The sequence below is a fragment of the Methylomusa anaerophila genome, assembly GCF_003966895.1.
In the GTDB taxonomy this organism is placed as follows: domain Bacteria; phylum Bacillota; class Negativicutes; order Sporomusales; family Sporomusaceae; genus Methylomusa; species Methylomusa anaerophila.
The window spans coordinates 4493463-4511937 of record NZ_AP018449.1 but is presented as its reverse complement, the minus strand read 5'-3'; the positions used below and the strand labels follow the sequence as shown (position 1 = coordinate 4511937).

The following is an 18475-nucleotide window of genomic DNA, read 5'->3' as shown; positions in this document are numbered from 1 at the left end:
TGAGAAACAATATTCAATAAAAAGTTTAATATATACAAGGAGTTTTTTATGAAAGAATTAGAAATGCTTATTGACCAAATTGAAACTGGAAAAATAAATACGGAACAAGCCATGGAGCACTTTCATAAATATTTCAATTTGGATTATATTATTGATCAGAAAACAGAGGAAAATTCGAATACTGTTGTGGGATATATAAAAACAGATTTTCTTTCTGATGGAAAGTCCAAACTTTTTGATATTGTTCAGACCTATTTAATCAAAAAAATTGGGGAAATTCTCTCTATTATTGAATCGGAGATTGAAACGTCAACTAATTTTCTTGATATGGGTTTAGCCTCGACTCAATTAATTCAAATGACAGAGTTTATGGAAAAAGACCTTAGTATTGCATTATACCCAACCGTATTATTTGAATATCAGAATATCCAGTCTTTATCAACATACCTTGCTAATGAATTTTCTGACAGGTTAGGAAAACATTTTAAAATTGATGAATCCTTAAATAAAATTGCGATCACGCCTATAAGTAAAAATAATGTAAAAGAATATAAAGAATATAAAAAAGAACCGGATCATCAAAAGAATGTATTTGCCAATCAACTGGAAGTACCCGTGCCCAATGTTATCCATGATATTGCTATCGTAGGCGTAAGCGGCATATTCCCTGGCAGTAATGATCTTGATCAGTTTTGGGATATTATTAAAAATCAGAAGGATGTAATTTCAGAAATACCTGAAGACAGGTGGGATTGGAGAGATGTCCAGAAGCAATGTAATAAGGAAATACGATGGGGAGGATTTATAAAAGATATTGATAAGTTTGATGCTGCTTTCTTTGGGATATCACCGCGGGAAGCAGAAATGATGGATCCGCAGCAAAGAATTCTTATTGAAACCATTTGGAGAACAATTGAAGATGCCGGATATAAAACATCTGATATATCCGGTACAAATACAGGATTATTTATTGGTATATCGACCAATGATTATTCTGAATTGATGATTAAAGCGAGTACTCCGGTTGAGGCGTTTACATCAATTGGAACTATACACTCCATTGTTGCCAATAGAATTTCATATATGTTCGATTTTCATGGACCAAGTATGGCTATTGATACTGCATGTTCCAGTGCTCTTGTTGCTTTATATGAGGCAATAAATGCAATTAGAACAGGCAAATGTAAAGCCGCTATTGTAGGTGGCGTCAACGCATTGTTATCACCTAAATTATTTATTTCATTTAGCAAAGCTGGCATGTTAAGCGAAGATGGACGCTGTAAGACTTTTGATAAACGGGCTAATGGCTATGTGCGCGGAGAAGGCGTGGGCGCAGTGTTTCTGAAACCGCTGCAGCAAGCCCAAGAAGACGGTAATCAGATTTATGCAGTGATAAAGGGCTGTGCGATAAATCATGGGGGACATGCCAATTCAATGACAGCGCCAAATCCGAATGCCCAAGCTAATTTGATAATTGATGCGCTTAAAGATGCGGATTTAGATATAACTACTATTTCATATATTGAAGCGCATGGAACCGGTACCTCCCTTGGTGATCCCATTGAAATCGAAGGCCTAAAAAAAGCATATGCATCATTATCCAGGAATAAAAGTGTATTGACTATTGAGAAAAGACATTGTGGTATTGGATCTATAAAAACGAATATAGGTCATCTGGAATCAGCAGCCGGGATGGCCGGATTACTTAAGGTGATTCTGTCCATGAAACATGGCAAGATCCCCGGTATCCTGCATTTTGAAAATATAAATCCGTATATAGATTTGACAGACACTTCGTTTTATATCGTAGATAAAACAAGGGACTGGGATCGTCTAACAGATGAACAGAATAATGAAATACCGCGCCGGGCAGGGGTCAGTTCTTTTGGATTTGGCGGCGCCAATGCCCATGTTATTCTGGAGGAGTATAAAGAGAGTGAGGCTAGAGAAACAGCAGAGCACTCAACACCGCAGATTATCCCGCTGTCAGCAAAAACAGAAGATCAATTGAAACAATACGCAAAAAATCTGTTAAATTATCTGAATAAAGCAAATATAGAAATTATTAAAGAACATACAAAGAACAATGAAATAGCAGCTACGATAGCCAGATTTGTAGCAGACATAATTAATATTAAATTTGAAAAGATAGATAAGGAAGAGTTATTTATTGATCTTGGCTTTACAGCAAAAGAATATGATGATCTGATTTATAAAATAAACGATAAATATAATCTGAAATTAACAATTGGTCTATTTTCCATAGTGAAGACGGTAAATGATATGGCTGCATTTATTAAGAAAGAAATAACAGCAGAAGATGATGAGGAAACGACAGAAGCGCCGCAAATATCCCTGAAAGAGGTTGCCTATACGCTTCAGGTAGGCAGGAATGAAATGAACGAGCGCTTGGCGATAATCGCTGGTAGCCTGGAAGATTTAAAAGGTTCACTGGCAGCTTTTTGTAAAGGAGATAGTAGCGCTGTTTACCATGAGAATGTAAAAAATAACAAAATAGTTGATTTGTTTATAAAGGGAGAAACAGGAGACGATTATTTCATGTCATTGATTAAGAAGCAAGAATATGAAAAGATCGCTCAATTATGGGTTCATGGTGGGAATATTGACTGGAAGAAACTGCATGGAACAGAGAAGATAAGACGGATATCGCTGCCGACATATCCCTTTACAGGCAAACGCTACTGGATACCCACTGGCATAACAAAGGGGAGGATAGGATTGAGCAGTATAGATCATCCGTTGTTAGGCCATAATGCATCAACTTTAAAAGAGCAAAAGTTCTGCACGGAATTTGACGGCAAAGAATTTTTCCTTAAAGATCATGTGGTGAATGGGAAAAAAGTGCTGCCTGGTGCGGCGTATATGGAGATGGTACGTGCCGCAGGCCAGTTGGCGGGTGAATGCAAGGTAAGTCGCATAAGCAATATTATATGGAATAAACCCTTGTATATAGATGAGGAACCCCGAAAGGTTTATATAAGTTTGTATCCTGAAAAAGATGGTGTTGGATTTGATGTCTGGAGTGCAGATCCAGAAGATGATGAAATAATATATGCGCAGGGCACGCTGAATTATATTGAAGAAAATGAAGCCGGTAAAAAAACAGGAAAGATAGAAATCAATTCTATTAAAGAGCGTTGTACGGAACGCATAAATGGGGAAAGCTGTTATGCAGAATTCAGGGCAATGGGGCTGGAATACGGGGATGCCTTCCGTACCATCCGTGAATTGTACATTGGAGAAGGGGAATCACTGGGTAAACTCGTATTGCCGGACACAGCAAGAACAGAATCGGAAAAAATGTTATTACCCCCATCTTTATTGGATGGGGCGTTTCAGTCAGTGTTGGGAAGCATAGGCATGGGAGGCGTGAATGGAACGTATGTGCCTCATACGCTTGGCGCGTTGGAGATTATAGATCAGATCCCGATGAACTGTTATGTTAATGCACGTTTGCTTGCAAAGGAGGCGGATGGCTATCGGTTTCAAATTCGAATATTCGATGAAGAGGGATATATCGTTGCTAATTTGAATAATTTTAAAATCCGTACGATCATGAAAATAGCGGCGGATTCAAAAGCAGTGTCTATGGAAAATTTGCTGTATTGTGAACACGCCTGGGTAGAACAGACTGGGGAGGATAGCGGGGGATATATTAAAAATATTCTGATATTTGATACGGATGATCAATTGCTGCCGGAGGTAAGGAATATTCAGAAAAATAATGGATTGCCTGATAGCAGCGTACATATTGTGAAGGCAGGGGCATCCTATAAAGAACTGGCAGCAGGAGTTTATGAGATACAGCCTGACAATGCGCAAGATTATGAAAAGTTGTTCGAGAGGCTAAAAGCCCTTGGGAAGCTGCCTATGGGAATAATATATTTATGGGCGTATCGGCATGAAGGTGATTTAGCGGGAAGATTATCTGCGGGAGTGTATCCGCTGCATAGAATAAGTAAAACCCTGACGAATATGAAAAACGAAGAAAGAATCAAGCTGATCTATGTATATAAAACAGCAGAGGATAAATCTACAGGTGCAGATGCGGCTGTTGGCGCTTTTATCAGGAGTTTGAAAGAAGAAGACAGGAATCTGTGTTTTAAGAGTGTAGGAGTACCCGGTAGCGAGCTTGAGGTTGCCGGATTGTTGAAAATAATTTTTAGCGAATTTAATCGTGAGCAAGATACGGATATTCAATACCAAGAAAACATCAGGTATGTGCACCGGTTAACAGAGGTAAACATAAAAGAGGAAGCATTATCAGGATTGAGTATATGTGATGGAGGCGTATATGTAATCACCGGGGGAAGCGGCAAGCTGGGATTACGTTTTGCAGAATATATAGGCCTCCAGGCGAAAGTAAAGATAGCCTTGTTGGATTTACGACCGTTAGATGAAGAAAAGAGGCAGCGGATAGCAGAATTGAGAAAAAGCTGTGCCGAAGTGATCTATGTGGAAGGGAATGTCGGAGTTAAGGAAGATGTTGAACGTGCAATAAAAGAAATTCATAATCAATTAGGAGAGATAAAGGGGATCGTACATTGTGCAGGTTTGCTGCGGGATTCCCTGGTGAAGAATCAGGAGGAAAAGGATTTTGCAGCGGTGATTGCACCCAAAATAAAGGGGACAGTATATCTTGATGAAGCGACACGGGGCGACAAGCTGGATTTCTTTATTTTATTTTCTTCAATAGCCTCAGTTATAGGAAATGCCGGGCAGACCGCCTATAGTTTGGGAAATGGTTATATGGACTGGTACGCAGTATACCGGGATAAATTATGCACAGACGGAATAGGTCACGGCAGGACAATTTCTATAAACTGGCCGTTGTGGAAGTCCGGTGGCATGAATGTATCAAAAGAAGTTGAGAAGTCGTTATATCGAACCAAGGGAATAAGTCTGTTGACAACAGAAGCCGGGTTAGAAGGGTTTAAGTTGGCGATATCAGGCAAAAGGAATCAAATAATAATATTTACCGGAAATAAAAAGAAATTACAGAATGCCTTTAATATACTCAATGATGTCACCGGCAAAGGAATTCAGGAAACCGGGAAGGCAGCTACAACTGTTAACGAAGATAATGATAATAATAAAAAATATGATGACCAAATAAGAACGGGTCTGAAAAAGGGTATAAGCGAGATTGCTTCGCAATTATTGCATATTGAAGAGAATGAGATTGATCCCGCCGGAGAGATGAGTGAATATGGTTTTGATTCAATCTTATTAACAGATTTCAGCAACAAGTTAAATGAAATATACGGTATTGATATAACTCCCACGATATTTTATGCATATCCGACCTTGAATGCCCTTGCCAGTCATTTGTGCAAGGAGTACAAAAGTAACTTTATCAATTATTGGGGGATTGGCAGTCAAAAGGAAATTGCGGCTACGGCGCATGGGGAATTAACGGCAAAGCAGAAGAACGATAATAAAATAAAGAAGACAAGGAGTATAAACCGGGATTTTTCTGTCAGGAATCGCAGTGAAGATATCGCTGTTATTGGTATAAGCGGAGTAATGCCGCAATCCAGAGATTTACATGAATTCTGGAAAAACCTCGAAAAGGGAAATGATTGTATAACCGAGATACCGCCTGAACGTTGGGATTGGCGGGAATGGTATGGTGACCCTGAAAAAGAGATTAACAGGACCTATGTGAAGTGGGGGGGATTCATGCCGGATGTGGATAAATTTGATTCACTATTCTTTGGGATATCGCCGTTGGAAGCGGAATTAATGGATCCACAGCAACGTATATTTCTCGAAACAGTATGGAAAACAATTGAAGATGCAGGATATCGGCCTTCGGAATTTTCGGGAACGAATACCGGCCTGTTTGTTGGTGTGTCAACAAATGATTATTATGAGCAACTTCTCCGGCAGAATGTGGAAATCAAAGCCCAGACAGCAACGGGTAGGGCAAATTCAATATTACCCAACAGAATATCCTATATGATGAATTTATCGGGGCCGAGTGAACCAATAGACACAGCGTGTTCCAGCGCTTTGGTCGCTGTTTACCATGCTATTCGCTCCATTCAAAATGGTGACTGTAAAATGGCAATTGCAGGCGGCGTAAATGTACTGACAAGTCCCACGCTATTTGTGGCCTTTAGCAAGGCAGGGATGTTAAGTAATGATGGACGCTGCAAGACTTTTGATAAACGGGCTAATGGATATGTACGCGGTGAAGGAGTCGGTGCTGTGCTATTAAAACCGCTGCGCCAGGCTGAGGAAGACGGTGATCATATTTATGCAGTAATAAAAGCCTGTGCCATAAATCACGGGGGGCACGCCAATTCAATGACAGCACCGAATCCCAATGCGCAGGCGGAATTGCTGGTACGTGCATATGATGAAGCCGATATTCCAATAGATACGGTGACCTATCTTGAAGCACATGGAACAGGGACTTCGCTTGGGGATCCAATAGAAATAAATGCATTAAAGCAGGCTTTTGGAGAATTGCACCAAAAAACCGGTTCAAAACCTATAAGTAAGAAGTGTTGCGGTATAAGTGCGGTTAAAACGAATATAGGTCATCTGGAATCGGCAGCCGGGATAGCCGGGTTACTTAAGGTGATCCTGTCCATGAAATATGGCAAGATTCCCGGTATCCTGCATTTTGAAAATATAAATCCGTATATAGATTTGACGGACACTCCGTTTTATATCGTAGATAAAACAAAGGGCTGGGAGCGTTTAACGGATGAACAGAATAATGAAATACCGCGCCGAGCAGGGGTTAGCTCTTTTGGATTTGGCGGTGCCAATGCCCATGTTGTTCTGGAGGAGTATATAAAAAACGAATAGTGTAAAATTACTTATTTTATTTTAAGTGAGGTGTGGAAATGATTACTGCAAAGTTGACTAAAGAACAAACAAAAGGAACTGTTATTGTCCCATTATCAGCTAAAGAGCCGGAATTGCTTAGACTGTATGCTAAAAATTTACATCAATATTTAAAATGGGAATTAGCCAATAATCTGTCCTATTTAACTTTATTAAACATAGCTTATACATTACAAATCGGGCGGGAACAGTTTGATGAGCGGGCAGCGTTTGTTGTAACAGATATTGAACAACTTTTGAAATCTGTAGAGGCATTTTATCAAAATAATGGTATATTTGATGGAATATATACAGGCTCTGTTTTTTCGCAGAACAAGGAAGCGAGAATTACTCTGGAAGGAGAAAGCGGAGATTGCTTTCTGCAATTACTCCTAAAAAATAATGAAGTTGATAAACTGGCCCAGTTATGGGTAACCGGTGTTAATTTTGATTGGAACCTGCTTTATAAAAATAATAAGCCAAGTCGCGTTCCATTATCAACGTATACTTTTGCCAGGGAGCGATATTGGCTTATCAATGATTCTGTTAAAAAACAAAGAGAGAATATAGACCGGATGCTCATCCCCAAAAGTGTCTTGCATTCTCTCATAGATGAAAATATCTCTAAGTTTAGCTCCTATATATTTAAAAAAAGTTTTAATAGAAGCGAATTTTTTATTAAGGAACACAATTTCGGCGGCAAATATATCGCTCCAGGAGCTGTTCATTTGGAAATGGCACGTGCAGCCTACGATTTGCTTTGTGATGGTGATTTCTTCACCAAAAGATTAAAGGATATAGTTTTCGGATATCCTGTTGAATGCTCAGATCAAGGTTCTACGGTGTATATAAGTTTAAAACCGGATACTGCTGGAGTTGCATTTGATATATACAGCAATGGTAATGGTAATGGTATGGAAGATAGTATTATAGTTCATTCAAAAGGTATTGTGGAACAATTGAATTCCCTGGAACCGGAAAATGTAAATATTCAACATATCCGGTCTCGTATGGAAAAACAAATTGATCCACAGAATTTTTATGCAGGTTCCCAAAAGATAGGCGCCAATTGGCAGGGATCATTTCAATCTATAAAAGAAATGTATGTTAATGATACGGAAGCCCTTTCTTTTTTATCTTTAAAAGAAGAACAAGATAGCCCCATGACTGATTTTATTCTGCATCCGGCGCTTATCGATGGTGCTATGCAGACTGTCGCTGCATGGCTAAACCGTAATGATGATGAAATTGTAAAAACCGGTGTATTATTCTATATTGGACAACTGGACATTTTTAGGTCATTACCTAATAAATGTTATGTGCATATTATACGAACTGATGATAACAATACCATGAACATCAGTTTATATGATTCAAATGGCCTCGCTTTAATAAAAATTCATGGAATGCGTTTTAAAGAGGTAAATCTACAGGCAGAAGGTAAGGGAATAGTCGCAATAAGAAAACCGGCCAATAATTCACCGGAAAAAATGTTGTATTCTACTCGCTGGTATCCGGTTTCGTCCGGAATTCCATCTATAAAAACTGTCGATTTTCTGCTTTGTTTTTCAGATACAACCCATGATCCTGGATTATACAAATCAATAGCCAATCAAATTGTCTTTGTTCGATGCGGTAAACAATTTAATCAAATTGATCATAATAATTATGAAATAAATCTAACCGTTTTTTCCGATTATCAAAAATTACTAAGCGAATTAGTAAAGGATAAACCGGAATCAACTTTATATATTCTGCACCAATGGAGCAAGCAGGATAATGATATAAATATTATGAATGAATGCGTTGAGGAATATCTGGATAAGGGTGTACGCTCCTTATTTCATATCACCAAAGCATTGATGGAATTAAAATATATAAAGAAAGTAAAACTTTTATATTTGCACTATACCAAAAACGGATATGGATCTTCGTTAAGCAGTATTTCAAGCGGGTTCATGAAGACTTTAATCCAGGAAAATCCTAACTATGATTACCGTCTTGTCCGGCTTGATGAAAAAATAAAAGATCAGAATGAGTTAGTTTCTATAATAATGCAGGAATTCAATTCTACGGATGAAAATGACGTTCAGTATATAAATTCAAGACGGGAAATAAAAAAAATATTCCCGGTAAAAAAACCGGAAACGGTTAAGAATCTTTTTAAAGAATCGGGAGTATACCTGATTACCGGCGGGACAGGCGGTTTGGGATTAATATTTGCAAGATATCTTGCCGAAACATATCATGCGGTACTTGCCCTAACCGGACGTTCCCCATTAACAGAAGACAAGAAGAAGGAAATCCAGAATCTTAGCGAGTTAGGCGGAAAAGCAGAATACATTCAAGTTGATGCTGCCGACAGGGACGCTTTTGATTCCAAATTGAATGACTTTAGGAAAAGGTACGGTAAGATCAGTGGCGTGCTGCACTCTGCCGGCATTATCGATGACAATTATATTGTCAAAAAGACCCTGGATTCATTTAATAAGGTCTTGACACCCAAAATTCATGGTACACTCATATTAGACGAAATAACGCGGAAGGATGATCTCGATTTCTTCGTCCTGTTCTCTTCAATTACATCTGTATTAGGTAATGAAGGACAAAGTGATTATGCTGCCGCTAATACATTTATGGATGAATTTGTTGCAGACAGAGCAAGAATGGTGGCGGAAGGTAAACGCAAAGGACATTCGGTTTCAATAAATTGGTCATTATGGTATAACGGTGGGATGAAGCTTACTGAAGAATATATTATGTACTTGCAACATACCAAAAAGCTTATGCCTTTAACCAATTCCGGGGGAATTGAGGCTTTAATAAAAATATTATCATTACCGGGTAACAATGTTATTGTTTATGATGGCGACCTGGATCATTATATCAGTACCTTTAAATATGGAAAGGACAGCGATTTAAAAACAGAAGAACAGAAAAATACGATTGAGAATAATACAGCCGGGACAATAGCCAGTTCAAATCAGGGCATCGTTAAGTTTCTGATTGAGGTTATTGCCAAGGAAACCAAATTACCCCTTAAACGAATTAAGCCTGATATGGAATTTGAAAAATTTGGTATTGATTCTCTGATGATAATGAATTTGACATCCCAAATTGAAAAGATTTTCGGCAAAGTTTCCAAGACATTATTCTTTGAGTACACAAATGTATTAAGTTTAGCAGAGTTTTTCTTAAAGGAATTTCCTGACAAAGTTAATAGCATATTAAATGCAGGCAGTGATGTTAGTGATATTAATGAATCAAAGAAAAGTGAAATAGCCATTAATGAAAATTTTGAACGAAATAAAGCAATAAGCGGCAAATATAAAGAGCAGGGAGAAATACAAAAAACAAATCCAACAACTTCTGATTATAAATCTGCTATCCTGGATGCCTATTCTCCAATTACAGTCCCCCCAGTTTTTCAAAGCAAATCCTATAAGCAAAATGTTGTTATTTCTATGGAAACACAGGCGCATAAACCGGATAACACGAATAATAAAGCAGTCGCTATCATTGGATTAGCCGGTAGATATCCATTAGCCGATGATATTAACCAATACTGGAATAATCTTAAAGAAGGAAAGGACTGTATCACAGAAATACCTACGGATCGCTGGGATTATAGAGAATATTATGATGAACAACCGGGAAAACAAGGGAAGACATACAGCAAATGGGGAGGATTTATTAACAATATAGATAAATTTGATCCGTTGTTTTTCAACATTTCACCCCGTGAAGCTAATTTGTTAGATCCGCACGAACGTCTTTTCCTGGAAATTGCCTGGAAAACTGTTGAAGACGCCGGATATACTCTTCAGGAATTAAAAGAGAAATATGAAAATAATATTGGAGTATTTATCGGTGCAACATGGCCTGACTATCAATTATATGCAATAGACGGAAATGATCCCTTACAGACATATCATCCTGAAATTCATTTATTCAATATATCAAATCGTGTTTCCTATCAATTGGGACTCAATGGTCCGAGTATTGCAGTAGATACAGCCTGCTCATCGGCTTTAACCGCAATCCACCTGGCTGTACAAAATCTTCGCTTGGGTATATGCAAGGCTGCTATTGCCGGTGGTGTGAATTTATCTCTGCACGTAAATAAGTATATTAACTTAGCCCAACATAAATTCCTGTCAACAGATGGACGGTGTAGAAGTTTTGGAAAAGACGGCGATGGATATGTACCCGGTGAAGGCGTCGGTGCAATCCTTTTAAAGAATTTTGATGATGCTGTTAGGGATTGCGATACAATTTACGGTGTTATAAGAGGAACGGCGGTTAATCATGGCGGGAGAACAAATGGATATACAGTGCCCAATCCTAATGCGCAGGCCGATTTGATAAAAATGGCACTTGATGATGCCGATATTGATCCTGCTTCGATAAGTTATGTGGAAGCTCATGGGACAGGAACTTCCCTTGGTGATCCGATAGAGATCCGGGGATTAACGAAGGCGTTTTCTTTTTCTAGCGATAAAAAGCAATTTTGTGCCATAGGTTCGTCAAAATCAAATATTGGTCATCTTGAGGCTGCAGCCGGCATTGCTCAGGTAACAAAAGTACTGCTTCAAATGAAAAACAAAACATTAGTACCTTCCATCCATGCCCGAGAATTAAATCCCAATATTGATTTTGCAAATACTCCTTTTTATGTACAACATGAATTAGCCCCCTGGGAGAAAATTGTCAATAAAGTTGATAATAAGATTATCACCTATCCACGGCGTTCGGGTGTGAGTTCATTTGGCGCTGGAGGTTCCAATGCTCATATTATTATTGAAGAATACGAAAAGGATCATTCACAAAGCCTGTCTGATCCATATGATAATCTCAATAACAATAAAAATCATTTAATTATACTTTCGGCTGAAAATCGGCATTGCTTAAAGGAATATGCCGGGAATCTGATAACCTTTATAAAAAATGACGGGAACCAATACGATTTGGGAGATATTGCCTATACGCTGCAGATAGGCCGTATAGCTTTGCGAGACCGTTTAGCGATTATTGCCGATTCAAAGCAAAAACTAATCAATACTTTAGATTTATTCATCAAGAATAATACTGATAATACTTCTGAAGGAAATATTTATATTAGTAATTTGCAAGAGCAAGATGATGGTAAATTGGAAAAAAATATTACAGAGGATATTAAAAAAGCTTTAATCAAAGAAGATTTAAAATCTTTGGCCTTATTTTGGATCAAACACATGGAGATTGACTGGAAAAAATTGCATGAGAATAATTTAAGATACCGTATATCATTACCAACTTATCCTTTTGATAAAGAAAGCTATTGGGTTAGTAAGGATAATCATGCTTTCAATTCGGATGTAGATATAATAGAAAAGAATTTACATTCAATGATTGACTCAAATATATCAACAATAAATTCATGTATTTTTTCGAAAAAATTGTTAAATAAGTATTTTTTCCTGAACGATCACGTTGTTAATAATAAATTTGTATTACCGGGAGTCGCTTATCTGGAAATGGCTCGCGCGGCAGGAACACTAGCTAATCCCGGAGATACCGTAGTATGTCTGCGGAATGTATCATGGATTACTCCCCTTGCGGTTGGCATGCAGGAACGTACAGTTTTTATTCATTTAAAAAATCAAAATAATGAAATTCATTATGAGATTATGGATGGAAAAAACTTTGGTCCAGGTGTAAAAAAATACTCACAGGGAAAAATAATTTATTCAAAAGATTTTAAACCGGATCAGCCGCAGCAAACCGATATAGATGATATTAAGAGAAGTTTGGAAAATAAAATGGCATCCGATACATTTTATGCATATTATGGGAACTTAGGACTGGTTTATGGAAAGACATTTAAGACTGTGGCGGAGTTATTCTACGATAATGACCTTATTTTAGCCAAGCTCCGGTTGCCGGATAGCCTATCTGTCGGTGATTTTATTTTACACCCAGGCTTGTTAGACGGTGCACTGCAAATAATTGCTGCTACAGAAAACCATAGAGGTATCAATAAACCTTTTCTTCCTTATTCTCTCGGGCAGATTGTCATTCTTGATAAAATACCTGAAGTATGTTATTCGGTGGCAAGGAAATTGCAAACGAATTCGGAGAATATACGAAAGTACGATGTGACAATCTATGACACTTCAGGAAAATGCATTGTTGATATTAAAGATTTTATTGTATGTGAAGTTGATGTAAATTTCACCGGCGTATTTTCCGAAACTAATTCTTCCGTATTAAATCCTTTAATCGATTATAAAGACAATGAACTGCCAGGAGTTTATATTAAAAAATTTTCTAGGGATGATTTTTTTCTTAGGGATCATCTTGTCGGCAATATTCCTGTTCTTCCTGCAGTTGTTTATCTGGAAATGGCACGGGTTGTTGCGGAAACTGAATTTGGCGCAAAGGTATTTAAAATTGCTAATATCACATGGGCATTGCCTTTTGAAGTTGATAATGAACACAAGGATATACAAGTTAAAATAGAAAAAGCATTGGATAACCGGATCGAATTTAAAATAATGAGTAACAACTCAGAACAGATGGTTGTTAATTCCACGGGACAAATTGTTTTAATTAATGATAATAATCCGGATAAAAAAGCGATTAATATAGAACAATTGCGAAAGAGGATTAACCAGTCCCAAGATCCGATGAAATTGTATCATCAGCTGGATTCCCTTGGTTTGAATCTGGGAAAAACCATGCAATCCATGACAGAATTATATGTAACGGAAAATGAAGCATTCAGCCATTTGGTATTACCGGAATCATTAAGAAATGACAATCAATTTGTTTTACATCCTTCTTTAATGGCTGGGGCGCTTGGAACTGAAATTGCGATTTATCCTGATGAACTGCAAAATAATTTATATTTACCATTCTCAATTGATGAATTGGAAATATACGGAAGTCTCCCCGGCGAATGCTTTGTATATGCCTATAAACATCAAACAGCCTCAAATGACATTCGAAAAGGAGAAATATATATTTTAAACAGCGACGGGATAATACTCGCGCAAATCGTGAAAATATATAACCGCAAAATTGATTCTGACGTTATAGGTTTAAATAATAAATTAAATTTACATCCAATGTACTTTTCTTTTGATTGGCAACAAGAAACATTACCCGCAACAAATACTGGAAATAATACAATCATTGTTTTCGGCAAAAATACACAGCATTTGAACGGTTTATTTGACAATAACCTTAACGTTGTAACCATAAAAGAAGCTAGTGTTTATACTGAGATAGCAGATAATGAATATGAAATCAACTATAGAAAACAAGCTGATTATACAACACTCTTCAAATCATTAATATCCAAGAATGTTATATTAAATAACATTCTCTTTTTATGGAGCTATAACGATAATAAAACAGATCTTGCCGATATAAATGATCTGGATGATGAATTGGATTTGGGTATCTATTCACTTTTCATGTTATCAAAAGCATTAATTGCGTTGGAAGTAAAAGATGAGATTCGGCTTTTATATGTACAATATGAATCCAAAGAAAATATACAACCACAGCATTCAGCTGTAAATGGCTTTATGAATTCATTAAAGTGGGAACATCCCAATATGAAGTTCACTTTGCTGCGCACAAATCAGAAATATAACGATTTGGGGCAAATAATAAAGAATTCAGTGCAGGAGTTAACGAATGCAGACATTGTATCGGAAATTAAGTACAACGATAATGAACGATATGTAAAGAAAGCCAAAGAAATTTCGCCAAACAGTCCTGGCGGGTCATTTTTAAGAGATAAAGGAGTATACACAATATCAGGTGGAACCGGCGGTCTTGGATTTATCTTTGCCCGCATGATTGCAAAAGAGTGTAATGTTAAATTAGCCCTTTTGGGACGTTCTGAATATAATGCTGAAAAAGAGAAGCTGGTAAAAGAGATACAAGATTTGGGTAGTGAAGCTATTTACATTCAGACAGATATTTCAGACCCCAAAAGCATTATTGATGGATTTAAGAACATAAAAAACCGCTTTGGAGAAATTAATGGAGTTATTCATGCAGCTGGAATTATAAATGATTCCTATTTAAAAAATAAATCTTTGGAATCTTTTAAGCAGGTATTGGCGCCTAAGATTCAAGGTGTTATTAATTTAGATGCTGCGACTAAAGATGAAGCATTGGATTTTTTTGCACTCTTTTCTTCAGCAACAGCAGTTTGGGGCAATTTAGGGCAAACAGATTATAGTACCGGCAACAGTTTTCTTGATTCCTTTGCATTATACCGTAATGCATTAATTAAACAGGAAAAGCGCCGAGGGAAAACCGTATCCTTTAGTTGGCCGTTATGGAAAGAGGGAGGAATGATTGTTGATAAAGCATCAGTTGAGATGATGGAAAAAATAAGCGGTATGCAAATGCTTTCCACTGAGCAAGGTTTAGCAGCTTTTAATTACTGGATTAATAAGGATAATGCCCATATTTTAGTTATGGCAGGTAATCGTGAAAAAATTCAAAAAGTACTAAATATAAATGAAATGATTGAAAATCCGCAAATTCAAGATTCTAGTCCTGATAAACACAGTATAAATAAGGAAAGTTTTATGGATGAAACGCTGATGAACAAGTTTAATGAAAAAATAAAACATGATCTTAGTTCAATTGTTATGGAAATTACCGGTGTAAAAAGGGAAAAGCTCGATCCTGATTCGGACATTAACAAGTTTGGATTTGATTCTGTAACATTAACCGAATTGGGGAATAAAATTAATAAAAGATTCGGAATAGAAATTACACCGGCTACCTTCTTTGAATATAACAAAATTAATACAATCTCCAAACATCTGGCCGAAGACTATACTGAGAAAATAATGAATATCTACAACATCACCGCAGAAGTTAAAGGTCTACCGGTTAAAACCATGGCAGAACAATCTCCAAGAGTTGAAATATTTAAAGTTAAGGATGAGCCGCAAAATAAGCAATTCGTTGATTTTTCCAACAATCAACATGAGCAATATGAGGATGATATTGCCATCATCGGTGCGGCCGGAATCTTTCCTGGCGCCAATAATCTTAATGAGTACTGGGATGTACTGAAAAATGAAAAGAATTGTATATCACAAATTCCCAAGAAGCGGTTTGACTGGGAGCAATATTATAATGAAAAACCTTCCCTTGAAGGTAACGACATAAATACCAAATGGGGTGGTTTCATTGAAGATATAGATGCTTTTGATGCTGATTTTATGGGAATATCACCACAGGAAGCCGAACTTATGGATCCGCAGCAAAGAAAGCTTCTGGAGACTGTTTGGCATACTTTGGAAGACGCAGGATATAGCCCGGCTGATGTTGCTGATTCAAATACCGGTGTATTTATAGGAGTTGAGGGGGTCGATTATACAGGGCTTGATATGATTCAGGGAGTAGTGCCTAACGCTAATCCGTATTCAGCCACCGGTATCGGATTATCCCTTGTTGCGAATAGGATTTCTTATGTATATAACTTCCATGGACCGAGCGAAGTTATCTCAACTGCCTGTTCCAGTTCTTTGACATCAGTAGATGCAGCTATCAAAGCTATAAAAAATGGTGATTGTGATATGGCGATCGCCGGCGGGGTTAGTGCATTATTAACCCCCTATTTTTATATGCTGTTAAGCAAACTTGGGGTATTGTCCCCGGACGGAGCATGCCGTACGTTCGATAAAGATGCCAACGGTTATGTGCGGGGGGAAGGCGTGGGAACAATATTGTTAAAACCGTTAAGTAAGGCAATTAATGATAATGATAATATTTATGCGGTTATTAAAGGTATTGCTGTGAATCACGGCGGCAAAGCCAATTCCATTACATCGCCTAACGTTGCCCTCCAGGCGGAACTTATTGAAAAGGCATACAAACGGGCCGGAATAAGTCCTGATACTATAACCTACATTGAAGCGCATGGCACAGGCACCCGTCTTGGCGACCCCGTTGAAATAAACAGTCTAAAGAAGGCATTTGAAAAGCTGTATTCATATTATGGCAAGAATCAGGTTAACAAAAACTATTGTGGCTTGGGATCGGTAAAAACGAACATTGGCCACCTGGAACCTGCTGCTTCTGTAGCAAGTATTATTAAAGTAATTTTATCAATGCGCAATGGTATTCTTCCGGGAACCGTTCACTTTAATGAAATAAACCCTTACATCAAAATAGATGACAGTCCGTTTTATATTGTGAAAAACACAAAAAAATGGGAAAGAACAAAGGATCAAAACGGTAAAGTTATTCCCCGGCGGGCAGGAATAAGTGGATTTGGTTATGGTGGCGCTTATGCGCACATTGTTTTGGAAGAATATGATAAGCAAGAAAAGGAACTGCAGGAAAATGAGAAAGAAATTATCATTTTCTCAGCCAAGGATGAAATTCAATTATATAGATATCTGGAAAAAATGCTTGAGTTTATTCGGCGCATAAATAAACAAACAGACACAAAGGACGTTCAACAGGATGAATTATTATCAAAAATCCTGGGTTATATGAATGAAGAACTCTCACGAATTACAAATCTACAAAATAATACAATTAATAATTGGGAAAATCTTTTCGAGCAGGGTATTGATAACTTTGCGATTAACAAATTATTTGATGAAATTAATGCAAATTGGGGGATATTAATAAAACCGCATGATATTATTTATGAAGCAAATCTGGAAAAAATCGCAGTTCATTTGATACAGTATCACGAATCAGCATTAAAGAATATTTTTAATATTTCAGATAAACAGGAAACAATTCAGAAACAAAATGATGTGAGTCTGGCTGATATCGCATATACACTTCAGGTAGGCCGTAATTGTTTTAATTCGCGTATTGCCATAATTGCTGAAAATTTTGCAGATTTAACAAGCAAACTTACCCAGATAATGAAAAAAGAATCAATAATAGAAAATGTTTATATTTGCGGCGATATAAGAAAAAAAAGTGATATTAGCATGTGGTTGGTCGGTGAACCGGGTGAAGCGTTTATTAACAGTTTAATAAAGGAGAATGATTTGAACAAAATCGCAAAATTATGGGTATACGGCCTTAATATCGATTGGAAAAAAATGAATAGCAATCATCCTCACAATAAAATCTCCTTGCCTGGATATGAGTTTGTAAAAGACAGGCATTGGATGGATATAAAAACCTATGACAGACAACCACAGTCTGAAAACATTAAAATAGTTAGCCATGATAATAATGCTTCAATTAAACTTGGTACTGAGAGCAAAGCGGATCAAATGGAACCGGCAGAAAGTAATAATCAACCAAAGATTGAGTCGGCGGCGAATGATTTAATTCAAAAAATACAGGTATATATCGTGAGAACGATTCGGGAATTATTAAAGTTAAAGGAAGATATTGATATTATGGAAAATTTTAATGATCTGGGATTGGATTCGATTTCATTGAATTCACTACTTGTTCATTTTCAGGACAAACTAAATATCAGTATCAGTCCTTTGCTTTTGCTGGAATACTCAACATTAGAAGCGCTTTCGATAAAATTAGCGAATGATTATCACCAGGAATTTGAAATTTATTTTAATAAAAAAAATTAAGAAAAGAATAAAATAAGGAGGAATTTTTT

General features: G+C 37.1%; 2 protein-coding genes. Both read left to right on the top strand.

Translation table 11 applies throughout. The annotated features are described in order from the left end of the window. The first annotated feature begins 48 nt into the window (after positions 1-48). Positions 49-6843, top strand: a complete 6795-nt coding sequence (locus MAMMFC1_RS20430; RefSeq protein WP_126310247.1) for an SDR family NAD(P)-dependent oxidoreductase — start codon at positions 49-51, stop codon at positions 6841-6843. 38 nt (positions 6844-6881) lie between these two features. Further along, entirely contained in the window at positions 6882-18446 is an 11565-nt protein-coding gene (locus tag MAMMFC1_RS20425; protein ID WP_126310246.1) for an SDR family NAD(P)-dependent oxidoreductase, read from the top strand. Positions 18447-18475: the final 29 nt, after the last annotated feature.